Annotated in this window: 22 protein-coding genes; 19 read left to right on the forward strand and 3 right to left on the reverse strand. The window is 51.8% G+C overall.

What is annotated here, in order from left to right; genetic code table 11:
• Window positions 1-304: 304 nt before the first annotated feature.
• The 18 genes from PHV74_00715 (at window position 305) to PHV74_00800 (ending at window position 20,187) form a co-directional block, all read left to right on the forward strand.
• Window positions 305-1,918 (forward strand): methyl-accepting chemotaxis protein, encoded by a 1,614-nt coding sequence (locus PHV74_00715; GenBank protein MDD5092891.1) that lies wholly within the window; start codon window positions 305-307, stop codon window positions 1,916-1,918.
• Between the two features lie 102 nt (window positions 1,919-2,020).
• Window positions 2,021-4,495 carry a methyl-accepting chemotaxis protein gene (locus PHV74_00720; GenBank protein ID MDD5092892.1) on the forward strand — a complete coding sequence of 825 codons (2,475 nt, stop codon included), beginning with the start codon at window positions 2,021-2,023 and terminating at the stop codon, window positions 4,493-4,495.
• A 118-nt stretch (window positions 4,496-4,613) separates the two neighbouring features.
• Entirely contained in the window at window positions 4,614-5,117 is a 504-nt protein-coding gene (locus PHV74_00725) for a chemotaxis protein CheW (GenBank protein MDD5092893.1), read from the forward strand.
• 180 nt (window positions 5,118-5,297) lie between these two features.
• Window positions 5,298-5,687, forward strand: coding sequence for a response regulator (locus PHV74_00730; GenBank protein ID MDD5092894.1), 390 nt, complete (start codon window positions 5,298-5,300; stop codon window positions 5,685-5,687).
• The gene (locus PHV74_00735) at window positions 5,651-6,319 is read left to right on the forward strand and encodes a CheB methylesterase domain-containing protein (protein ID MDD5092895.1); all 669 of its coding nucleotides are present in this window, start codon (window positions 5,651-5,653) and stop codon (window positions 6,317-6,319) included. The genes PHV74_00730 and PHV74_00735 overlap by 37 nt, the downstream gene beginning before the upstream one ends.
• Window positions 6,300-8,429: a chemotaxis protein CheA gene (locus tag PHV74_00740; GenBank protein ID MDD5092896.1), complete on the forward strand. Its 2,130-nt coding sequence runs from the start codon at window positions 6,300-6,302 to the stop codon at window positions 8,427-8,429. The genes PHV74_00735 and PHV74_00740 overlap by 20 nt, the downstream gene beginning before the upstream one ends.
• A gap of 76 nt (window positions 8,430-8,505) precedes the next feature.
• Complete coding sequence (locus tag PHV74_00745) at window positions 8,506-9,147, forward strand: chemotaxis protein CheC (GenBank protein MDD5092897.1); 642 nt, start codon at window positions 8,506-8,508, stop codon at window positions 9,145-9,147.
• Complete coding sequence (locus PHV74_00750) at window positions 9,141-9,635, forward strand: chemotaxis protein CheD (GenBank protein ID MDD5092898.1); 495 nt, start codon at window positions 9,141-9,143, stop codon at window positions 9,633-9,635. The genes PHV74_00745 and PHV74_00750 overlap by 7 nt, the downstream gene beginning before the upstream one ends.
• 27 nt (window positions 9,636-9,662) lie before the next feature.
• The gene (locus PHV74_00755) at window positions 9,663-10,022 is read left to right on the forward strand and encodes a response regulator (GenBank protein ID MDD5092899.1); all 360 of its coding nucleotides are present in this window, start codon (window positions 9,663-9,665) and stop codon (window positions 10,020-10,022) included.
• A gap of 123 nt (window positions 10,023-10,145) precedes the next feature.
• The gene (locus PHV74_00760; GenBank protein MDD5092900.1) at window positions 10,146-11,225 is read left to right on the forward strand and encodes a chemotaxis response regulator protein-glutamate methylesterase; all 1,080 of its coding nucleotides are present in this window, start codon (window positions 10,146-10,148) and stop codon (window positions 11,223-11,225) included.
• A gap of 3 nt (window positions 11,226-11,228) precedes the next feature.
• The gene (locus tag PHV74_00765) at window positions 11,229-12,065 is read left to right on the forward strand and encodes a protein-glutamate O-methyltransferase CheR (protein ID MDD5092901.1); all 837 of its coding nucleotides are present in this window, start codon (window positions 11,229-11,231) and stop codon (window positions 12,063-12,065) included.
• Window positions 12,066-12,088: 23 nt separating this feature from the next.
• On the forward strand, window positions 12,089-13,189 hold the full coding sequence (locus PHV74_00770; GenBank protein MDD5092902.1) for an HD domain-containing protein: 1,101 nt from the start codon (window positions 12,089-12,091) through the stop codon (window positions 13,187-13,189).
• 20 nt (window positions 13,190-13,209) lie between these two features.
• The gene (locus PHV74_00775) at window positions 13,210-13,653 is read left to right on the forward strand and encodes a response regulator (GenBank protein ID MDD5092903.1); all 444 of its coding nucleotides are present in this window, start codon (window positions 13,210-13,212) and stop codon (window positions 13,651-13,653) included.
• Window positions 13,654-13,739: 86 nt separating this feature from the next.
• Entirely contained in the window at window positions 13,740-14,810 is a 1,071-nt protein-coding gene (locus PHV74_00780; GenBank protein ID MDD5092904.1) for an HD domain-containing protein, read from the forward strand.
• Between the two features lie 16 nt (window positions 14,811-14,826).
• The gene (locus tag PHV74_00785; protein ID MDD5092905.1) at window positions 14,827-15,693 is read left to right on the forward strand and encodes a hypothetical protein; all 867 of its coding nucleotides are present in this window, start codon (window positions 14,827-14,829) and stop codon (window positions 15,691-15,693) included.
• A gap of 514 nt (window positions 15,694-16,207) precedes the next feature.
• Window positions 16,208-18,193 (forward strand): acetate--CoA ligase, encoded by a 1,986-nt coding sequence (gene acs / locus PHV74_00790; protein ID MDD5092906.1) that lies wholly within the window; start codon window positions 16,208-16,210, stop codon window positions 18,191-18,193.
• A gap of 185 nt (window positions 18,194-18,378) precedes the next feature.
• A complete protein-coding gene (locus PHV74_00795) occupies window positions 18,379-19,698 on the forward strand; it encodes an OFA family MFS transporter (protein ID MDD5092907.1) in 1,320 nt (439 codons plus the stop codon).
• A 105-nt stretch (window positions 19,699-19,803) separates the two neighbouring features.
• Complete coding sequence (locus PHV74_00800; protein MDD5092908.1) at window positions 19,804-20,187, forward strand: hypothetical protein; 384 nt, start codon at window positions 19,804-19,806, stop codon at window positions 20,185-20,187.
• Between the two features lie 16 nt (window positions 20,188-20,203).
• Here PHV74_00800 and PHV74_00805 read toward each other — a convergent pair whose 3' ends face one another.
• On the reverse strand, window positions 20,204-21,661 hold the full coding sequence (locus PHV74_00805) for a PAS domain S-box protein (protein ID MDD5092909.1): 1,458 nt from the start codon (window positions 21,659-21,661) through the stop codon (window positions 20,204-20,206).
• A 232-nt stretch (window positions 21,662-21,893) separates the two neighbouring features.
• On the opposite strand from PHV74_00805, the gene PHV74_00810 reads away from it, so the two are divergent.
• On the forward strand, window positions 21,894-22,616 hold the full coding sequence (locus PHV74_00810) for a UPF0280 family protein (GenBank protein ID MDD5092910.1): 723 nt from the start codon (window positions 21,894-21,896) through the stop codon (window positions 22,614-22,616).
• Window positions 22,617-22,625: 9 nt separating this feature from the next.
• Here PHV74_00810 and PHV74_00815 read toward each other — a convergent pair whose 3' ends face one another.
• A complete protein-coding gene (locus tag PHV74_00815) occupies window positions 22,626-22,925 on the reverse strand; it encodes a hypothetical protein (protein MDD5092911.1) in 300 nt (99 codons plus the stop codon).
• A 116-nt stretch (window positions 22,926-23,041) separates the two neighbouring features.
• On the reverse strand, window positions 23,042-23,638 hold the full coding sequence (locus tag PHV74_00820; protein MDD5092912.1) for an XTP/dITP diphosphatase: 597 nt from the start codon (window positions 23,636-23,638) through the stop codon (window positions 23,042-23,044).
• Window positions 23,639-23,953 lie beyond the last annotated feature (315 nt).

Genomic DNA, 23,953 nt, shown 5'->3' on the forward strand with positions numbered 1-23,953 from the left:
GCACTAAGAGATTTTGGGTAACACCCTTGATATACCTAAGGGCATTTCGAGCCTATGTTAACTGGAAAAGGGTGGGGATGGGTTTCAGCCTTCGGGATTGTATGTGCCAGGAATGGGAGAAATATGATAAGGAACATTATCCCGATCAACCCTACTATCGACTGTGAAGAATAGTGAACTTGTAGCTGTTGTGTGATGGGAATAGAAGCATCAATGGAAACAAAGTTGGTACAAAAACGAAGGGCCGCTTCTGAGCAGTTTGGGTGATCTTCCATGAAGTTACCATAGGAGGAATTAAGTGAAAATGGTGGATAAGGTAGGCATGATAAAACTCAGTTTTCAATGGAAGCTGCTGTCTGTGGGATTGATGAGCATGGTTGCATTTGTGGTATTGTTGCTGGTCGGCGCCGTTCCCGACACAGCTAAGACCACTCTTATGACCATTGGCGGTGCTTTGGCTGCTGTGTCTCTGATTGCTCTGGTTATTCTCTCGCAATATGCGGGCAAGAATATTAAAGAGTTGGCCAAAACTGCCGATAGGATCAGCCATGGAGAGTTGGGTTTCAACATTGATCTCAAGTCCAAGGATGAAATAGGAGACCTAGCCACCTCACTGCGGAGTGCCGCCGTATATTTCAAGGAGTTGGCTTCCACGGCTGAGAAGGTGGAGGCAGGGGATCTATCTCTGTCATTCACGGCGAAATCCGAGAGAGACGTCCTCGGTAATGCCTTTGCAAACCTGACCAAGTGCTTCAAAGACATCATCGGCAAAGTGGCCGGTGATGCCAAAGAGATGGATTTAGCTAGTGACCAACTCGCCGCATCGGCCACTCAGGCAGATTCCGCAACGCAACAGGTTGCCAGCACCAGTCAGCAGATGGCGAAAGGTGCCAGCGATCAGGCCGCGAGTTGTCAGGAAACAGCCAAGGCGGTAGGTCAATTGACTGAAGTTGTTGCCCAGATTGCCAAGGGCGCTCAGGAACAGGCCGAGGGAGTCCATAAAGCGACTTCATCCATAGCGGAACTGTCCTCCGGGGCAGATCAGGTAGCGAAGAATGCCCTTGCTGCTGCCGGGGGATCCAAAGCAGCAACGGAGGCTGCCAACAAGGGTGCGGAACAGGCCAAACAGGCAGTCGAAGGGATGAAACGAGTCAGAAACAGTGTGGAAGCAGCCTCGCAGAAGGTTTCCGATCTGGGGCAGAAGTCCGAGGCGATCGGCAAAATTGTAGCGGTGATCGATGATATTGCCGCCCAGACCAATCTTCTGGCGCTGAATGCCGCCATCGAGGCGGCTCGGGCCGGAGAACATGGGCGGGGATTTGCGGTTGTGTCCGATGAAGTCAGGAAGCTGGCAGAGCGGACGGCCCAGGCCACCAAGGAGATTGCCGATCTCATCAGCAACGTGCAAAAGGGTGTGGGAGAGGCAGTGAAAGCGATGCAAGAGGGGACCAATGAGGTGAACGGAGGGTACAAACTGACCAGCGAGGCGGGCGAATCTCTGGAAGATATTCTGAAAGCGTCGACGGAAGTCAGTGTGCAAATCGAACAGATATCGGCTGCGGCCCAGCAGATGAGCGCCTCTGCCAATGAGATGGTAACCATCATCGATAGTGTTGGGAGCGTTACGGAAGAGAACACGGCAGCGGCCGAAGAGATGTCCGCGAATGCGCAGCAGGTGAGCAATTTGATCGAAACAGTCGCCGGGGTGGCAGAGGAGAACAGCGCCGCAACCCAGCAGGTGTCGGCTTCCGCCGAAGAGATGAGTGCTCAGATGCAGGAAGTGGTGGCCTCATCCCAGTCGCTGAAGCAAATGGCTGAAGCGTTCATGATATTGATGTCCCTTTTCGGGAGCACTGATGATGAGGGCGACTCACAGGAGACCGAACCTGAGCGTGACAAAGTGCTGGTTGGAGCCTAAGAGAAAGTGCGGAGGGGAGAGGATTGGGGAATGACTATGAGTCAGGAGATTGTCCTTACTGCTTATTGCCATTGACCCCAGTATCACCCAAAAGGAGGGCAGGTGGGAAAGTTAATTAATCTGAAATGGCGGCCGAAATTGGGCGCTAAGCTGCAAAGGTTGACAACGCTTAACCTCGGACCGAAGTTGCTTATCGGTTTCCTGGTGGTTGTAGCCATGACCGGGGCTACGGGTTTTATCGGCATGCGGGGGATTTCTGGTGTAGCTGATGCTTCGCAAAGTGCCGATGAGGCCAATCTGACCGTGCAAAAGGTGCTGGAAATCAGGCAAGCGGAAAGGGAGTATGTGCAAACTGGGGATGATCGCTATCTTGTCCGGATTGATGCCATATTGGCTGACGCGAAGAATCTCATCGCAACGATGAAGGAATCGTCTGGAGGAGAGAACCTCGCCCTTCTCAATGTAATGGAGGCCCAGTTTGATAGCTACAGGCAATCAAAAGATGCCTATGCTGGTCTTATGAGCGCAGGAGCTGCGAAGCAACTTCAAATGGAAGAGGTGTCTGTTGCCGCCCAAAACGAGGTCAAAGATATGACAGGACAGCTGGAAGCACGGGCGCTTAGCGATGTTACCACGCTGTCAGTCTTCGTGGAGGGATCGTACGACACCAGTTCAATGGACGCTTCCGGAAAACTCAGCGTGCTAAACAGTGCTAACCGCCTCATGCGAAACATCCAGTATCTCAGAATGGCCGAGAAAGACTATCTGCTTAGCCATGATAAGAACTATTCTGATGAGTTCATGGTGCAGATATGGACTGCGCAGAGTGTGGTGAACTATGATCTCGAGGCGAGCGTTGGCGATCTGATCGATCGGGCGCAAGCAGATGCGATCTTAAAGTCTCTGGATGCATATCAAGCTGCATTTGAGGCATACGTCGATTTAGATCAGCAGAAAGAGGCTCAACTCTTGGTGATGATAGAAGCCGGAAATGTATTGATCGGCAGTCCGGATAAAGATAGCCAATACTACGGCGGGGCAGAATTACTGAAGGCAAAGGCTCAAGACGACTCCGAATCTGCCAAGAGTCTAGCCATCATGATGACATTGGCCTTCATAGGCGGCTCGATAATGATAGGTATTGTTCTTGCCATCGTCATTTCCCGCTCAATCACCAAAAAGGTCCGGTTGATAGCGGAGAGGGCGGATGAATTTGCCACCGATCTCGAGGGGCTATACGGCACCATGCAATCAGCTGCCCAGGGAGATCTCTCCGAGAAAGTTCGGATCAACACACAGGAGATGCCTATAACCTCGCGTGACGAAATCGGCGTTACCATGACGTCTCTGAATAGAATGATTGCCAATTTGCACAACACTGGCGATGCCTTCGAAAACATGATGGTCAATCTGCGAGACTTGATTGCCAAGGTAACGGACAACTCGACACAGTTGAATGCAGCCAGCGATCAACTTGCTGCATCGTCAACGCAGGTAGGTTCTGCCACCCAACAGGTGGCCAGCACCAGCCAGCAGATGGCCACCGGAGCCAGCGATCAGGCTGCAGCCTGCCAGGAAACGGCCAAGGCAGTAGGGCAACTGACCGAGGTTGTCGCACAGATAGCAAATAGCGCTCAAAAGCAATCGCAGGGAGTTCAGGCGGCAATCACTTCGATCACCGAGTTGTCAACCGGAGCGGAGCAAGTGGCAAGCAGTGCCGCTTTTGCCGCCAGGACGGCAAAAGGTGCGGCCGAAGGAGCGCAGAAATTCACGGAGACGTCAAAGCAGGGGGGAGATCGGATGAAACTGATCATGACCGCGGTCGAAACAGCCTCGCAGAAGGTTTCCGAACTGGGACAGAAGTCCGAGGCGATCGGCAAGATTGTGGCCGTGATCGATGATATCGCCGCCCAAACCAATCTACTGGCGTTAAATGCAGCCATCGAGGCGGCGCGGGCAGGAGAACATGGTCGGGGATTTGCGGTGGTATCTGATGAAGTAAGAAAACTGGCAGAGCGGACAGCCCAGGCTACCAAGGAGATTGCCGAGCTGATCAGCTATGCGCAAAGGGGTGTGGCAGAGGCAGTAAAGGCGATGGAAGAAGGCCGGAAAGAGATGAAGGGTAACTATAAAGGGATCGCCGAATCCAAAGCATCCCTTCAGACTGTCCTGAATGCAAACTCGGAGCTTGGTGTGCAGATCGAACAGATATCGGCCGCGGCCCAGCAGATGAGCGCCTCTGCCAATGAAATGGTAACCATCATCGATAGTGTGGGGAAGGTTACGAAAGAGAATACCGCGGCGGCCGAAGAGATGTCGGCCAATGCTCAGCAGGTGAGCAATCTGATCGAAACAGTTGCCGGAGTGGCTGAGGAGAACAGTGCCGCGACCCAGGAAGTATCGGCTTCCGCCGAAGAGATGAGCGCCCAAATGCAGGAAGTGGTAGCGTCATCCCAATCACTGAAGCTAATGGCTGAGGAACTCCTGACGAAGGTCTCCGTTTTCAAAACGGGCGGCAACAGATATAGCGATCAGGGAAATGAGCTTGATCGTGAGAAGGTGTTGGTTAATAGCTAAAGATGATGTGAAGGAAGAGGGACTAAGGAAAAACTCTTTCCCCCCAACTGGGCAGAAACTTTGTGATAGCCAATAGAGCGGTGAGTTGACCGGGTGAAACAAGTGGAGGGCAATTGATATGAGCAGCGATGCAGGGAAGAAGCAGGCTGAGAGACAACTGGTGATCTTCAGCCTGGCCAATGAATCCTACGGGGTGGATATCGGCACGGTGAATGAAATCATCCGCATACAGGAGATATCAAGGGTGCCCAGAACTCCGGCATACGTGCAGGGAGTGATCAATCTCAGGGGCAGGGTTATCCCGGTGGTTGACTTGCACAAGGTTTTCGATTTTGCCGACAGAGAGACAACAAAAGAGAGCCGCATTATCGTGGTGGATATTCTGGAACAACAAGTGGGCATAATGGTTGACGCGGTGACGGAGGTGTTACGCATCTCTGCCGATTCTGTCGAGCCTCCCTCGTCGATGATTGCTACGGGTGATTCGGATTATCTGCTGGGGATAGCCAAAGTCGGACAGAGGCTGATCACTCTTTTGGACCTGGCAAAGGTGTTCACAAGAGATCAGGCTGAGAAGCTTGAAGAAGTGGAACTTGCTGCGATCGGCGCCGCCGCAGGGTGAAACGGCTACGCAGAATTCTAGAGGCCATGCATTGAGAGAAAGGGGCCTATCTGGTTATCGATAACCATCGATAAGGAAGGAACCCTGAGAATTGCCGAAAAACCGGTCACTGGATTATTGATCGGCTTGAAGCAATGGTGAATCGTAATCCCTCACTATCGCTTTGTGAGGAGGCTGGGAATGAATCGGAAAGTATTGGTAGTTGACGATGACCCAACTATGCTCAAGACTGTGAAGGCAATCCTGAGCAGTAATGGCTTTGCGGTGACCACTGCCGCGGGGGGGCAACAGTGTCTTGCGGAGCTGAAAATGGGGTTCAAAGGGGTAATCCTTATGGATGTAATGATGCCTGATATGGATGGGTGGGCCACTATCAGAGAGATCGTCAACCGTGGACTTCTGGAGGGAAATGTGATCACCATGTTGACTGCAAAACATACTCCAGATACAGAGATGGAAGAGCTTGCCGAGTGCGTTCTGAACTACATCAGAAAGCCGTTTGAACTCCGCGAACTCAATTCAGTTGTGGAGGAATGCAGTTCTTATTTGGAATCACTGGAGAGTATTTAACCGGCCGCCTGCTGGCTGATCTAGGAGCAGAAGTGGAGTTTTCAAAAAACATCATCATAATCGGTTCTTCTAGCGGGGGACCTCTGACTTTGAGGAGGGTGTTGGCCAAGTTGCCGGTGCTCGATGCTTCCATCCTCATTGTTCAGCACATGCCCAAGTTTATCAATGACACCATCAGAGAGTCTCTGTCACGAATGACGGATATGCGTGTCAGATTAGCAGAGGACAGGGCCATGTTGGAAGACGGGAAAGTCTTTGTCGCTCCCAGCGAAGTGCATATGGAGATAGAGGATAACCGAAGGATCAGGCTGCGTCAAAGCGAAAGGGTCAACTTTGTGTGCCCGTCGATAGACGTTACGATGCAGTCTATCAGACACGAACCTGGGTTGTCCACTGTCGGCGTCATTCTAACCGGCATAGGTCGAGATGGAGCACAGGGAATCAGCCATATCAAATGTTTGGGAGGCACAACCATCGCACAGGATAGCAGGACATGCGTCGTATACGGTATGCCCAAGGCAGCCGTTGAGACCGGTAACGTGGACTTTGTGCTGACTCCTGAAGAGATACGGGAGAAACTTATTGAGCTGGTAAAAGGATCAAGGGGGAAAAATGGTAACGTTAGCAGCTGATGTGACACCGGAAGAATTGCAGGTGTTTCTGCAAGACACAGATGAACAATTGCAGGTCCTGGATGAAGATATCATCAAGCTGGAGAATGAAGGGGATAACCCGGAGGTGTTGCAGGAGATTTTCCGCGCCGCTCATACGATAAAGGGATCCTCCGCCATGGTCGGTTATCACAAGATGGCCGATCTGACTCATGCCATGGAGAGCATACTGGACAAGCTGAGGAAAGGCACGCTATCGGTCAATACCCAGATAGCCAATGCTCTTTTGCATAGCCTGGATAGTCTCCGAGTGCTGCGGAATAATCTGACCGCTAAGAAGGAAGAGAATATTGACGTCGATTCTGTCATTGCGACACTAAAAGAGCTCACCAGCGCTGAAGCGAAGCTCGCACAGGCCGGGAAGTCGGATCAGGAGACGCCCACAGCGGTGAGGATATCCCTGGATAAGAGTGAGTATAAGCGACTTCAGGAATCGCTGGCCTTGAGCCACAGGGTACATCAGATAGAGATGGCAATCAGCAAGGAAAGCCAATGGGCGGCGGTTCGCTGTCTTCAAGCATTAAACGAGCTGGATGAAAAAGGAATCGTCATTGCATCTAAGCCCTCCCGGAAAGAGATTGAGGCTGAGAAAGTGGAATCTCAGTTGATATTGATCTTTGCCGGATTGCTGGAGGAAGAAGAAATAAGAGCGCTGCTCTGCACAATATCCGATGTGGAGAATGTAAGAGTTGGTTTCTACGATCCTGGCGAAGACGGCTGCCCAGGTGAAAAAGCTGTGGAGGATGGGGCCCTTAACGCATTTGATGTAGAGAAGACCGTCAAAACTGATCGCCCGGCACAATCCCAGTCTTCGGGCGCTCCAGCCGAACGGGCTCCGGTTGAAGCCATTAAAGCAGCTGAGACGGTTCGGATTGATGTGGAACGGCTGGATAGCCTGATGAACATGATCGGCGAGTTGGTAGTTGCCCGAACCAGGATGAACCAGATCAGCCGGTCGCTGGACCTCAAATATAGAGAGGATGAAGATGTGGTGGCTCTGAGCAAGACCTTCACCCAGGTCACCAAAGTCATCGATCAGCTTCAACTGGATATCACCGTTGCTCGCATGCTGCCGGTAGGAACAGTGTTCAATCGCTTCCCTAGGATGGTCAGAGACCTGGCCCAAAAGATGGGGAAAAAGGTTGATTTCATCATCACGGGTCAGGAGACGGGGATTGACCGTTCGGTGATAGAGCATATCCGCGACCCGTTGGTGCATTTACTGAGGAATTCGGTCGATCATGGCATCGAGACTTCGGAAAAGCGCGAGGCTGCTGGGAAGCCGGAAAAGGCAACCGTTCGGCTTTCAGCAGCTCATGAACAAAATTTCATCATGATCACCGTAGAGGATGACGGCAAGGGAATCGATGGAGCGGTGATCAAAGAGGTTGCTCTCAAAAAAGGCCTGATAACCGCTGAGGCCGCATCGAGGATGAGTGATGCCGAGGCCATCGATCTCATCTTCGCATCCGGAGTATCAACCGTTGAAAAGGCCACCGATGTATCCGGCAGGGGAGTGGGAATGGATATCGTGCGCAAGAATATTGAAGCGTTCAACGGCGTCATTTCTGTGGAGACGAAAGTGGGCCAGGGCACCAAGTTTGTATTGAGGTTACCGCTTACCCTGGCAACCATTAATGCGCTGCTGGTTTCCTCTGGCAATACGATTTATGCCATTCCTCTGGTCACCATCAGCGAAACACTGAGACTCAGCCCGAAAGATATTAAGACGGCTGCTCAAAGGGAGGTGTTCAGCCTCAGGGACAGAGTGGTGCCGTTAATTAGACTGAACGAGGTATTTGATACGGATATAGAGGAATCCACTGACGCGGAAATGGTTCACATCGTTGTGGCCCGCGTCGGCGAGCGAATGGTGGGACTTTCAGTGGATTCTTTGATAGAGCCTCAGGAAGTGGTGGTAAAGTCTATGGGCAGCTTCATCGGCAACGTCCACGGCATAGCCGGAGCCACCATTCTTGGCAGCGGAGAAGTGGCACTGATATTGGATGTGCCCAGTTTGATAAAGTCTTGCAGCGAATCGATGAAGTTTGGCGGGCAATCCATGAACTAGCAACGAGAAAAGGCAAGACAGAAGACCTGGTAGATATTGATTATGCGCGAACACAGGCACTAATAGGAGGGTGAAATTGGAGAAAAGCAGCAAATCAGGACTCAAGGAGATTGATGTAGGGAAATGGGCGGAACTCGTCGGGCAAGGAACTCAGAATGCGGTCCATGGCCTATCTGGAATGGTCGGGGTGGAGATTAAGACCGTTGCCCTTGATCTTAAAGTAATCCCGGCAGCGAAAGCGGCAGATCTGGTTGGCGGGCCGGAGAATGAAGTGGCATCCATCTATTTGATGATCACCGGCGCAGCAACGGGTCATATTATGCTGATCTATTCAAAGGAAGTGGCCTTTGGCCTGGTGGATATGCTGATGGGACAGCAGGTCGGAACCACCAAGGAATTGGGTGAGATGGAATCCTCTGCCCTGGGTGAGATGGGCAATATCACGGGGTCATTTTTCCTCAATTCAGTAGCCGATAACACCGGTCTGCGTCTGATGCCTTCGATACCAACGGTGATGATCGACATGGCCGGATCGATCCTTGATTCAGCCGTAGCCGATGTCCTGCAGGATCATGATGAATTATTCGCCATGGAAGCCATCTTTGCCGTTGGAAATCAAGAGATCAGCGGAACACTCCTGGTTTTACCAACTGCGGAGTTTATGGAGGTTATGGTAGAGCATAGCAAACTGATCCCTAAGAAGGGGGCACAGTGCTAACACTAACTCAAGAAAGCACGGTCGTGGTGAGTTTGGGAGAGATCAAGTTGTCTAAGGATCCGCAAACAGTTTTGACGTGTCTGGGCTTGGGGTCGTGTATCGGCCTTTGTATGTATGACCCTATTGCCGGTGTGGGAGGAATGGCGCACATTGTTCTGCCATTCAGCAACAATGGGGCTGCGGGCAATGCGAAATTCGCCGATATTGCCATTCCCCAGCTACTTCAAGCAATGAGAGAACATAATGCCGTGAGATCTCGCCTGATCACAAAACTCGCCGGTGGCGCGCAGATGATCAAGCCGGGAACGGCGGATAATTTCAATACGGGGCAGAGGAATATCGAGGCGGTCAAACAGATATTGGCAGACGAGGCCATCAGGGTTTCGGCCGCCGAGGTAGGCGGATCTCGTGGACGTTCACTTAAGTTATTCGTGGGGACTGGCAAGGTGATGGTGAAATCAGTGGGTTCAACAGATGTGGCACTGTAGGCCCGAAGAAGGAAACAAGGAGAATAAATGATGGCGAAAATATTAGTTGTAGATGATGCCCCCTTCATGCGCATGAGGGCCAGTAAATTATTGAGCGAGAATGGATTCCAGGTGATCGAGGCCGGAAACGGCGCCGAAGCGGTGAAGAAGTACAAAGATGAAAAGCCCGATGCGGTGATGATGGATATCACCATGCCTGAGATGGATGGGTTGCAGGCGTTGAAGGAGATGAGAAAGCTGGACCCGAATGCTAAGGTGTGCATGGTCACGGCCATGGGACAACAATCTATTGTGTTGGAAGCCATAAGCGCCGGAGCTAAGGACTTTGTGGTGAAGCCCTTTGATGCCAACCGGGTTCTGGCGACGGTTCAAAAGATGGTGAGCTAGGAAACCTGTGATTAAGTGGTGCAGAACACCTCCTGCCGGGAATCCGGGGGTGCCCAACACTTGATGGCGCTTGCCTAGGGAAGCGCCATCAACACACAGGAATTCTGAAGAAAGGAACCTGCCATGAGCAATAGCATTAGCGTGCTGATAGTGGATGATTCTGCCTTTGCCAGGTTTGCTATTTCCAAGCAGATTGGCGCTCATCCGGAGATGAAGGTCATAGGTACTGCTCGCGATGGGATTGATGCCCTGGAGAAAATCAAGCAATTGAAACCGGATGTGGTGACACTCGATGTGGAAATGCCGAAGATGGATGGCTTGGCGGTACTCAAACATGTCATGTCAGAGTATCCCACACCGGTGATCATGCTCAGCAGTCTGACCAGTGAGGGTGCGGAGACAACACTGAAGGCGCTGGATATGGGAGCTGTTGATTTCTTCCTTAAGCCTTCCTCGGCGGCACCGGCAGGGCTATCGCCCGAAATGGTGAACGATTTGGTAACCAAAATAAGGATGGCTGCCAAAACCGATGTGTCACGCATGAAGACGATTGCCACCGTCCCGAGAAAAAGTCAGGCGATGGAGAAGAAAGCACGCAAACCTCGTGCCAGTATACAGAATAAAGTGATCGTTCTCGGGTGCTCAACCGGAGGCCCGCGAGCATTGCACAGGGTGATTCCTTCGCTGCCCGGAGATTTGCCAGCAGCCATGCTGGTAGTGCAACATATGCCGCCGGGATTCACCAAGTCATTGGCCAATAGGCTGAACGACTTGTCGGAGGTGGAAGTCCGAGAGGCTCAGGAGGGAGATGCCCTCAAGCCCGGTCTGGTATTACTAGCTCCCGGCGGCAGCCATATGACGGTGAATGAAGGTGGCCGGGTGAGCCTCAATCAGGGCCCGATGGAGTGTGGGCTGCGGCCTGCAGCCAATGTGACCATGGAGTCGGTGGCTAAGGCTTATCAAAAGACTGCTCTCGGTGTAGTGCTCACCGGCATGGGAAATGATGGTACCAGGGGGGCGGGTCTCATTAAAAAGTTCGGCGGTGAAGTGGTGGTGGAGGACGAATCTACCTGTGTGGTCTACGGAATGCCCAAAAGCATTGTTGATGCCGGGTATGCCGACAGAGTTTTGCCATTATCGCAGATAGCAGGTGAGATCACCAAAAGATGCCATGTAAATCTCGAAATGGCCCTTGAGGTATGAACTATGGATGATGTGGAATACGGTTATCTGAAAAAGAAAGTGCTGGATCTGATTGATATCGATCTGGATAGCTATAAGGAAAAACAGATGCGTCGGCGGTTGGCCGGATTTCTGGAGCGATCCGGTGCCCCCAACCCCGCAGCCTACGTCAGCCGCGTCGAGCAGGATCAGCGGATGTTGGATGAATTACGGGATTTCCTGACGATAAACGTGTCCTCATTCTTCCGTGACGAAACGCAGTTTGAGAAGCTCCAGACAACGATACTGCCTGAATTGCTGGGCCACAGCCACCGTCTCAATATCTGGAGTGCCGGCTGTTCCAATGGCTCTGAGCCCTATACAATGGCCATGATTCTAGGCGAACTCGCTGCCAAGCAGGAACACCGGATACTCGCTACGGATATAGATAAGACCATCATCGCGCGGGCGCAAGGCGGTGGGCCTTACACCGCAGCTGACGTTAAAACCGTGCCGCCAAACCTTCGGGACAGATACTTCAAGGAATCGGCAGGCGCCTATTGGGTGGTTGATAGTATCAAGAAGAAGGTAGAGTTCAGGCAACATAACTTGCTGGCCGATCCATATGAAAATGGTTTCGACCTAATTCTGTGCCGCAATGTGATGATCTATTTTACAGACGGAGCCAAGGATAAGATCATCACGCGATTCTCGAACTCACTGAAAGATCAAGGAGTTCTGTTCCTCGGAGGGAGCGAAATCGTCTTCCGCCCGGCAGAGATGGGGCTTAAGACTTTGTCCCCCTCCCTCTATCGTAAGACAATGATCTCTGGCAGCACTGGTGGCCAGTCTTTCTGGGGGCAGAAAACCTTTAAAGAATAATGGCTCAATAAGGGGAAAATATCATGCGTCGCATATCGGTTAAATACGCTCAACCCGAAATGGAGCTGGCAAAGCCTCTTTTTGATAAATGGGGCAATATGCTGTTACCCATTGGCGCCAAACTGACGGAACGACAGCTGCGGTTATTGCCGAACAAGGGTGTAAGGGAATTATCCATTGAAGACTCGCGAGTCGATGATGTGCTTTGGGACCCACTTATAAAGCCGGAGACGCAGCAAGAAGCAGTCAAGGCAATCAGCGATCTGTTGACCATAAACCAGAAGGGTGGAGGGATCAAAAGTCCCAAGGACCCGAGAATGGTCTCCGCTCGACTGAACATCGAGAAAATGAGCTATATGATCACGCAAGAGGTTTTGACATCAGTTATGGGGGAGCCGGATCTCTCTGGCTGTCAATCCATCGAAGATTATCATTGCATTCAACCTGTGCAATCTACCATCCTGGCAGTGATGCTGGCAAAGGAGGCCGGCTTCAACGAAGGGGATATGCTGAGCGTGGCCAAAGCCGCCATGCTGCAGAACATTGGTTATACCTTTCTGCCTCAGGAGATATTGAGAAAAGAAACGGAGCTATCACCAGAGGAGACTCTGGAATTTGAAAAACATCCCATATATGGTGCTGAAATCCTCCGTCAGACCGGCCAGACTTCTCCTCAGATCATCGAAGCAGTACTGCAACATGAGGAACGGTGGAACGGGAGTGGTTATCCTAACAAGATAAGGGGCTGGGATATATCCCCATTTGCCCAGATTATAGGGATTGCACATACCTACTACGATCTTGTGTCGGCGAGACCATGGAGGGAGCCATTCAAGCAAATGGATGCGTTTGAGTACATCATGGCATACGGGGGAGAGCTTTTCGATCCGGAATGGGTGCAGGTCTTCTCGCGTCGCGTTCCCATCTACCCCAGCGGGGTGAAGGTGAAATTGAGCACAGGGGAGATCGGAATCATTTCTGATGCCAACCTCGGACATATCGGCAGACCGATGGTGCGGATCATCTCTGATAGTAAAGGCAATGATGTCAGCCGCCCATACGATATGGACCTCTCGAAGCCAAGTTATCAGGATCGACTGGTTATAGAACTCTTAGAGATTTGATTGTGGAGCGACATTAAGCGATGACCAAGGGAGTGATTTCACCCGCAAAAACAGAGATCCGGAGAGCAACGGTACTGGTTGTAGATGATGCTCGCTTTCAGCGCATGAGGTCCGTCAGATTGCTGACCGAAAACGGGTTCCATGTAGTTGAGGCATTGAATGGCATCGAAGCCATCAAGCGGTACAAAGAGGAAAAACCTGATGCAGTGATCATGGATATTACCATGCCCGAGATGGATGGATTGGCGACCCTGAAGGAGTTGATTAAACTGGATACCGATGCCAAGGTGTGCATTGTCACCGCGATGGGCCAACAGTCCATAGTCATGGAGGCTATCCATGCTGGTGCCAAGGATTTTGTGGTAAAACCCTGTAGTGATGATCGGGTTCTGGCGGCGGTCAGGAAAATGATCGGCCAGGGTGAACTTCTTCAAAAGGGACAGGTGCAAGCCGCGCAGGAATAACGAGTGGATAAGTTTCACCAGTAGGATAAAAAGGGATAAGGAAAGACACCATGCGACGCATATCTGTTGAACACGCAAGACCAGGGATGCAACTGAGCAGCCCGGTCTTTGACAAATATGGGGACATGCTTTTGCCTGCAGGCACGGAGCTGGTGGACAACTACCTGAAGTCTCTGCAGAACAACGGAGTCTGGGAGCTTCTGATTGAGGACCCGCGAGTCAGCGATCTGACCATCAAGCCTCTGGTAAAGCTGGACATGCAGAAAGAGGCGGTCGAGGCAATGCGCCGATTGATCAACATCAATAAGAACAAAAAAGGTGACCGAAGGAAGAATCTGGATGACGATGATATGTTCGCATCGAGGCTGGAAGTAGAGCGATTGACCTATGCCATAGTCCAGGCGATCCTTATCTCGCCTTTGGGCGAGCCGGACAGCTCAGGGTGTTTACTGGTGGAGGACTTCCATTATGTCCAACCGGTGCAGAGTACTACCCTGGCCATTTTGTTGGCGAGGGAGGTCGGTTTGAGCAATACGGCTTTGCTCAATGTGGGAAAAGCAGCCATGCTGCAGAATATCGGCTATATCTGGCTGTCCTCTCCGCTGTGGGAAAAGAGGACTCCTCTGACTCAGGCGGAAAATACGGAGTTCGAGAAACATCCCCTATACGGAGCTGAGATTCTCGGCCAGTATGAACGCGTTCCTCCGGCAGTGGTTGAAGCCGTGGCTCAGCATCACGAGCGGTTTGATGGTACAGGTTATCCCAATGGTGTAAAGGGATGGGATGTATCGCCTCTGGCGCAGCTCATCAGCATAGCCGAGACCTATTATGGGCTTGTTTCCGCCCGGCCAGGGAAAAAACCTATTATGCCAGCGGATGCTTTTGACTATATTATGGCGGAGGGAGGGCGGATGTTTGACCCGGAGTTGGTAAAGGTATTTGCCAGAAGGGTTCCTATCTATCCCAGTGGTGTGATGGTTAAGTTAAATTCAGGGGAGACCGGCATCGTTACTAATGTTAATCTGGGACACATTGGCAGACCAGTGGTACGTGTTGTTAAGGATACCAACGGTAAAGACGTGAATCCCCCTATTGATATGGACCTCACCACGCCCGTGTATCAGAGCAAGAAAATAACGGAGTTGCTGGAAATATAACTTTGGGGAATAAACTATGGCCGATGAAGTACTTTCGCAAGCTCAAATAGATGCCCTGATATCAAGAAGTGCCTCCCAGAAGGGGGCCGACATGTCTCCTGAGATAGAGGCTCTGCTGACGAAGGGCAGTGAAGCTCCCAGTGAAGGACTGTTTGCCAAAAGGATAGCCGGAAAGCTGGCCCAAAGTGAAGGCTCTAGCGCGGGTGTTCCTGAAAAGGGCCCAGCCGTTGCGGCACCCCCCGCACCGAACACGTCCCCTGATAAAGGCGCTTCAAGTCAGCACGGCACGGCATCGGCTGCAAAGCCCGGTCCAAATGTGGCTCCAAATGCTGCATCGTCTAGCCCCTCGGGTGAAGTAGCGGCGACGAAAGCAGCGCCAAGGCAGATTGAACCGATGGGATCACCTAGGGCAAAAGGCCCTGGCAATGTTGGATCGGGGCAGGTGATGGCGAATTCAGATACGGAGAAGGCCATAAAGGCTTTGCAATCAGCAACAGATGCTCTGGCAAGGCGTATGGAGAAAGTTGAGTCCATCGCCGCGCGAGTGAGTCCTCTGGAAAGCGCTGTGGCCAATGGTGCTCAGCAGCCATCGCAACGGCCCGGACAAGACTCGGCAAAGGTTCGGCAAATGGAGATGGAAATAAAGAGCCTCAGATCGGAAATCCAAAAGATCACGGCGAGTATGCAGAACATCATGAATGTAACCAGGCAAAAGGAGAGCCAGATGAAGACCATCAACAAGGGGCTTCACAACAGTTTTGGTTACAATATTCGTGAAACTTTTGAATGCGAACATTGCGGTTCTCAGGGGCATGTTGTGGGACTGGTCAAATGCAGCCGGTGTGATGAAGAGAGTTGGTGGGGATGGTGGCCTCAGGAGTGATATTTTCTATCGATCGATCTGCTGCTCTTGTTCACTAGATGAGGCGGTAAATCAAGACTTATCTCTACAGAAACACAGAAACAATCGCTTGTTTCGGATGTGTCTTTCAATCGGGTCGCCATGAGGGTAGACTCCAATTGGTCGACGGACCGCGTGACTTTCCCACCGAGAGTTATCAGCGCCAGCCCACTTGAGTTATCCGCTCTCCGGGAAACCACTCGCAAGAACTGCATTCTGCCCATCTTATCCTTCGACGCATGGTTTCCAATCGCTGCCTCGTCAACCCCCTGTTTCTACCCCTCACAGGCATGGCAAGTATGAAATTGAGACATGGTAGAACCCCTTCCTGAGGCGAGTTTGATCTCCCCGTTGTCAGAAATCGGTTCATATGTTAAACTAGACGGCGGTGAATAGCGCGGTAGCTGAATGATGCTGGTATCGAAACAGCCCAATCGCGTGAGTATCGCTATCAGACGCTTGGTGCGTCGCGAATGAAGGAGGGTATAATTTAGATATGGCAGAGCCGAAAAAAGCAGAAGAAAAAGCGATCACTTCGATGATGGATGAAAGAAGAGTATTTCCTCCTCCGAAGAAGCTCGCCGAAACGGCATATATCAAGAGCATGGATCAGTACAAAGAAATCTACAAGAGATCCATCGATGATCCCGAGGGGTTCTGGGGCGAACAGGCTGAGGCCGTAGATTGGTTCAAGAAATGGGACAAGGTTCTCATTGAGGACTTCAAGAACGCCAAGCACGAATGGTTTGTCGGCGGGAAGCTCAATGTCTCCTATAACCTGTTGGACAGGCACATTAAAACATGGAGAAAGAATAAGGCAGCAATCATCTTTGAAGGAGACATAGGCGATAGCAGAACGCTAACTTATCAAGAGATGCATCACGAGGTATGCAAATTCGCCAATGTCCTCAAAAAGCACGGTATCAAGAAGGGCGATCGCGTCACGATTTACTTGCCCATGATTCCCGAGCTGCCCATTGCTATGCTTGCCTGCGCCAGAATTGGCGCTATTCATAGCGTTGTCTTCGGCGGTTTTAGTGCTGAAGCTCTGCGTGACAGGATTCAGAACTGCGAATCCACCATGCTCATCTGCACAGATGGCTACTTCCGGAGTGGCAAGGTTGTCAAGAGTAAGGATAATGCCGATGCCGCACTCAAGGAATGTCCCAATGTGAAGGATGTGATCGTATTCAAGAGAGCCAATGCCGATGTTACCCTTAAGAAAGGCCTTGAGTACTGGTGGCACGAAGAAATGGCTGCCCCCGATATTACACCCGTTTGTGAGCCGGAGTGGATGGATGCCGAGGATCCGTTGTTCATCCTCTATACCAGCGGCAGCACCGGAAAGCCCAAGGGAGTGCTTCACACCTGCGGCGGATATCTGGTATATGCTCAACTGACTACCAAGTGGATATTCGATATGCATGATGAGGATACCTTCTGGTGCACAGCCGATATCGGCTGGATCACCGGGCACACCTACATCCTGTATGGCCCGCTAGCTCTGGGTGGATCATCTATCGTTTTCGAGGGCGTTCCTACTTATCCTGCCGCCGATAGGGTATGGCAGATCATAGAGAAATACAAAGTCAATACCTTCTATACCGCGCCAACCCTCTTGCGCTCGCTCATGAAAGAGGGCGATGCCTGGGTCAATAAGCATGACTTAAGCTCTCTTCGCATCCTGGGTTCGGTGGGCGAACCCATCAACCCGGAAGCCTGGATGTGGTACTACAACGTTGTTGGTAAAGGTAAGTGTCCCATTATGGACACATGGTGGCAGACAGAAACTGGCGGAGCACTTATTACTCCATTGCCAGCAGCCACGCCTCTTAAGCCAGGTTCAGCCACATTCCCGTTCCCCGGACTGAAGATGAAAGTGGTCCGAGAAGATGGCACTGAGGCCGCCCCGAATGAAGGCGGACAGTTGGTGATTCAGAGACCCTGGCCCGGCTTGATGCGCAGGGTATATGGAGAGCCGGAAAGGTTCAAGAAGACTTATTTCGAGGCGTTCCCCGGCAGCTATACCAGCGGAGACGGAGCCAGAATTGATGACGACGGCTATATCTGGCTGATGGGACGAATCGACGATGTCATTAAAGTATCTGGACATCGCATTGGCACCGCTGAGGTCGAAAGCTCCCTGGTATCCCATAAGGCAATAGCTGAAGCCGCAGTTGTCCCCTTCCCGCATGCAGTCAAGGGAAGCGCCATCTATGCCTTCGTCACTGTAAAGACTGGAGTCGAAAAGACCGATGCTCTCAAGAAAGAGCTGGTTGCTCATGTCCGCGCAACCATTGGCCCTATCGCTTCTCCCGATAAGATACAGTTCGCTGATGCTCTGCCCAAGACGCGAAGCGGCAAGATCATGAGAAGAATACTGACCAAGATCGCCTCCGGCGATGTTGGGAATTTGGGCGATACCAGCACACTGGCTGACCCTGCTGTGGTTCAGGTACTGGTGGACACCAGGATCCCGTAAGGTAAAAGATACCTTTAACGGAGAAAACGGGCGAGTTAAGCGAAACACCCACGGGAGCAATCCCGTGGGTGTTTCAGAGTGAAGGATGAGTTGACCACTGGCCAGTGCCCGTGCTATACTAGCTCGGTTTTTTAGAGCAGACCCAGAGGCAATTCTAAATAGCGAATCTAGGAGGTTAGACTACAATGGCAGAAGCCACAAAAGACATGGGCCCGGAAAAACTGTTCGGGCTGCCCGTAAAGACGGGTCGTTGGGTATTCGTCATCGCGGGACTGGCAATTCAGCTGTGCTTGGGCGCGGTCTACGGATGGAGCGTTTTCAAATCAGCCGTTATGAGCCAGTACGATATCAGCACACTGAAGGGCAATGTTCCGTTCATCCTGTTCCTGGCTTTCTTTGCCGTGTTGATGCCCTTCGGCGGCAAACTGATCACCAAATATGGCCCTCGCAAAATCTGCTTCATCGGCGGCATCATTGTCGGCGCAGGTTGGCTGCTGGCGGGTTATACAGATACCAACTTCGCCTTATTGTGTCTCACATACGGAGTAATCGGGGGAATCGGTGTCGGATTGGCCTACGGAGCGCCCATTGCCACTGCCGCAAAATGGTTCCCTGACAAAAAGGGCCTGGCTGTAGGGCTGACTGTATTGGGCTTCGGCGTTTCCGCAGCCATTGTTGCGCCGATAGCCAAACGGTTGATTGACTTTCAGAAAGTCGGAGGGGTGGTTGTCAACAACGACGTATCGGACGCGTTCAAAGTCTTTGGCATCGCGTTCCTCATATTGGTTGCCCTTATTTCCCTCTTCCTCAAATTCCCACCGACCAACTGGAAGCCGGCCGGATGGCAGCCTCCTGCCGCGAGCGCGGCTACGGCCACATGGAACTTCAGCCCCAAACAAATGCTCAAGAATCGCAGCTTCATCGTTCTCTGGTTGTGCTTCATGATCGGCTCTTCAGCCGGACTGATGGCCATCGGCATGTGCACCCAGTTCGGTCGCGATGTTATCGGCATGACAAATGAGACCCTATGGGGCATGGATTATACGTTAGTAACCTTGGTATCGGTCTTCGCCATATTCAACGGCGGCGGACGCCCGATCTTCGGCTGGCTCACAGACAGAATCGGGACACGGGGAACGGCCATCATTACCCTGTTCATGATCGGAGCTGCAGCCCTTGCCTTGATTCCGGCAGGTATTGGCGATAATGGGATATATCTCGTCAGTTTCTCCGTTCTGTGGTTAGGCCTCGGAGCATGGCTCGCGATCGCCCCAACGGCAACCACCATTTTCTTCGGCCTCAAGAATTACACCGATAACTATGGAATAGTGTTCATCGCCTATGGTGCGGGTGCGATCATTGGCAATGTGGTATCCGGCTATGCCGCCGATGATGGAAATTATGATCCGGCACTCTGGGCGACAGCCGGTCTGGCAGCATTAGGAATCATAATTGCTGCCCTCTGGCTCAAACCGCCTGACAAAGCGCCTGAGGGAGAAGCATGACCGGCGGCAGCCCCGGCTCAAAAGAAACAGCTTAGAACAAACAAGGGATCTCGATATGGGGGGCGTAAAATCCCCCCATATTTTTATGAAAGCGAGGTGGAAATCATGGGACACGGAAAATTCGGCACGGCCATCAATTGCATGGACGGAAGGACGCAACTGCCCGTCAACAACTGGATGAAACAGCAGTATCACCTGGACTATGTGGATACCATCACCGAACCCGGACCGGACCGGATATTGGCCGACCATGGCAACCAAGTGGAGTCAATCAAATCAAGAGTGATGATTTCGGTCAAAGCTCATGGCTCCGAAACCATTGTGATCGTCGCTCATCACGATTGCGCCGGGAATCCGGTATCAAAGGAAGATCATTGGGCTCATGTGAAGAAGGCTATGGAGGCCGTTCGGTCGTGGAACCTGCCGGTAAAGAAAGTGGCCGGGGTTTGGGTGAACGAGAACTGGACCGTGGAGGTCATCGAATCTTAGGGGGCAGATGACGGCCTCATGATCTTTTCGCCGCAGGCAGGCTAAAAATGATCGTGGAACCTTGGCCCAGCTTACTCTCACCCCATATACGGCCGCCATGTTCCTCCACGATCATTTTGCATATGTTAAGCCCCAGACCGATACCCCCTCTTCGGTGAGCCACACCGCTTTCCACGCGATAGAAGCGGTCGAATATCTTGTCGACGTGCTCGGGCGAAATACCGACACCCTCATCGGTAACGCTCACTGTGATCTCATCACCGATCTGTCTCGCATCTAGAATCACTCGACTTCCCCGATCAGAAAACGCCACCGCATTCTCTAACAGATTCCATATGACGTCTCCGATATAGAGTTGATCCACAACAATGGGAGGCATGTTTGACTCAATACTCACTTCCAGCCGATGACTGGACGATACTTCCTTCAGACGGCTACTCAGATTAGCCGTAATGCTCGAAATGTGAGTCTTCCTCTTTTCCATCTTGGTGATTCCGGCTTCCAGCCTGGCCATCTTCTCTAGATTCTCCACCACATGAGTGAGCGTTTCTGACTCACGGCTGATCATCCGCAGGAAGTCCTGCCGAGTAGCATCGTCCCACTCGACATCATGCAGAAGCAAGCTGTCCGACAATCCCTTTATGGCCGTGAGCGGGGTGCGCAACTCATGCGATACGCTGGCCAGAAGCGCATTGCTAAGCCGATTGATTTCTTCCAGCTCTCGTGCCCGTAATTCAGCCGCTTCTTTACGCTTGATCTCGGTGATATCATGCCAGATGCTGAGGCGATACGTTTTCCTTCGAAATCTTACGGGGCTGGATTGCACCAGAACATCCCGTATCTCTCCGCTCTGTGTCCTGTGCCGTGTCTCAAAGGTGACCGGACCGCCTTTACTGCCTTCCCTGGCATGACGGGCAGTATCCTCGACAGACTCCATAGCCTCAAAATCAGCTAGCTTTTTCCGCTTGAATTCCTCGCGACTATAGCCAAGGTTCTTATGGGCCTGATCGTTAAAATTAACCAATTCTCCAGTGGCCGTATCAATCAACACGATTGAGTCTACGGCTTGCTCAAAAATGGCGCGATACCACTTCTCGGAGTCGCGAACCGCCTCTTCAGCTTGCTTGCGCTCGGTGACATCGTGAATGACAGAAAAAAGGAGATGCTGCTCTCCGATCTCTATAGGGGACGAGTAAACCTCCACCGTGCGGATTTCGCCGCTGTGTATCCGGTGAGGGAAGACAAAATAGTCGCACTCTCCGTTCAAGGCCCGCTGCCTTTCCGCGGCGACCTGATCGGGTGGCAACTGGTTGATTTCACTGATATTCATGCTGCAGAGGACGTCGCGTGGGTAACCGTAGAATTTGACCGCCGCCGAGTTGGCTTCTATGATTCTGCCGCTCTCCGGTTCGATCAGGAGCATGATTGCCTGGTGGCCCTCAAACATTTTCCGAAAACGTCTCTCGCTCAACATACGCGCCTCCTCGAAAGGCTGTGCTCATCTTCTGTTTGTTCAAATTCAGCGATTTCCCCTTCGGACCCGTGTACCCTGTTGGTCGATATGGAAATACTATCGGGTTAACGCCAATATCACAAGGGGGAAAGCCCTCAGTTGGTCCGACTGTGCTATACTAGTTTTCAAATCAGAGAGATCGCCGCCGTGTAGAGTTGGATAGATTCATGGCGACTTTGAATGACAAACGCCAATGTATGAGCCAAGAATATATCGCCATTCGATAAAGGATACTGATTTGGTCTCATTCGCTGCCGTTATCAAAGAGACCGATCTCCTCATTCGAGCCCGCAGAAACCTGAAGAGAAAAGCCCTGAAAGCAGTGATGAAATGTCGAGCTGCTATCGAGAGATATATCGAGCAGCATCCGGCATTCCTCACCACTCTCGAACCTTTTTCAATTCAGGAGGATGCCCCTGCAATCGTGAAAGAGATGGCGCTTGCCGCGGAGACGGTTTCTGTCGGCCCAATGGCCGCCGTTGCTGGGGCCATCGCCGAACACGTTGGCAAGGAGCTGCTGGCATTTTCACCTGAAGTCATTGTAGAGAACGGGGGAGATATTTTTCTCAAAATCACCAAAAAGCGACTGGTTGGCATCTATGCCGGTGATTCCCCTCTGAGCGGTAAAGTTGCTATTGAACTGGTTCCGGAGGAGACGCCCGTTGGAATCTGCACGTCATCGGGAACAGTTGGGCACTCCCTCAGCTTTGGAAAAGCCGATGCTGTTGTTGTGGTGGCTTGCTCTGCTGCCCTCGCTGATGCGGCAGCAACGGCTATTGGCAACATTGTGAAAGAGAAGACTGATATACCCGGAGCAATCGAGACAGCTCAAGGCATTGAAGGCCTGAAAGGAATAGTGATCATCAAGGATGATCAGATGGGAATCTGGGGTGAGATCAGAATTGCCTCACTCTGATTCAGGGAACTACTTCAGCATATATGACAGCACAACCAGTAAAACGAACATCACTGCCATAATCGATGCAAGCCACTTTATGTCAGAGGTCACGTATGAATAAGAGCCTTGAGCCGCCAATCCGACCGTGGCCTTTTTGGGTGAAGGGGATACGGCTTTCGCTGGAACAGCGTCGGCCGCCTTTCCACTTTGCGATGCGGTAACAGTGGTTTTTTCGGCTGTGAGCGGTTGCTTAGGAGCCACGACATTTTTAGCCTTCGCGTTTTTTCGGGGTTGCGCCGGCGCTTTTCTTTGGGATTTCTTCGCCACTGAAATTCTCCTTGCAATAGGCTTTCGGCTAGTTTAGAGTTTACCGCCCCGGGGTTGTTTTTGCAACTGTCCCATGGTTCTTCATCGGGCAGAACCGGAATGATTCCACTCGCATCCTAATTACATAAACGCGAGATCAACAATCGTCGAGCTTCGACTGCTGCCTTCCCTCGATGGCTGACCCTGTTCTTCTGCTCATCGCTGATTTCGGCCATGGTTCCGGCGAATTCCGGCATATAAAATATGGGGTCGTACCCGAACCCTTTTGTCCCCTTCGGCTCAAACCCGATAATTCCGGGGCATTCCCCCTGGCACAATTCGACCTTGCCATCCGGAAACGCAATGGCGATGACGCATCTGAATCGGGCCGTTCTCTTCTCCCATGACACTCCGGCAAGTTTGCTCAAAAGAAGCTCGATCCTCTGCTTATCTGAGGCCCCCATTCCAGCATAGCGCGCCGACTGCACGCCCGGCTCCCCGTTCAGGCCTTCCACTTCCAATCCGGAATCGTCGGCGATGGTGATCATACCAGAAACCTCGGCATAGGCCAAGGCCTTCAGAGTGGCGTTCTGCTCAAAGGTTTTGCCCGTCTCCTCTACATCTATCTCGATACCTTCCAGAGAGGGCGTGGTAAGCTCCCATGCAGGGTGGGATATCAGAGACACGAATTCTCGAACCTTCCCTTGATTATTGCTGGCGAGTAGAATCTTCAATAATTCATCCTTTGACTGTTTCCTTGCTGACAAGAACGCCCTGACCAGATTATGAGACTAACTAATGTTATGTCAACTACGTCGTTATTCTCACCCTTTCACATGCGGCCTCTTTTAGGGGCTGGTCGCTCGGCGAAAATGAACTACCCCGCCGCAAGCAGCGGGGTATCCGATGTCATGCCAGACTTGATCCGGCATCCAGTTTCTGGATTCTGGCCTTCGCCGGAATGACGATTCGTCGCAAGCGACGGGGAATTGAACCCCAAGTGATTAAAAAGGGGCGACCCCTTGCGGCCGCCCCTTTTGTATGTTTAC

Source organism: Dehalococcoidia bacterium (assembly GCA_028711995.1).
Classification (GTDB): domain Bacteria; phylum Chloroflexota; class Dehalococcoidia; order SZUA-161; family SpSt-899; genus JAQTRE01.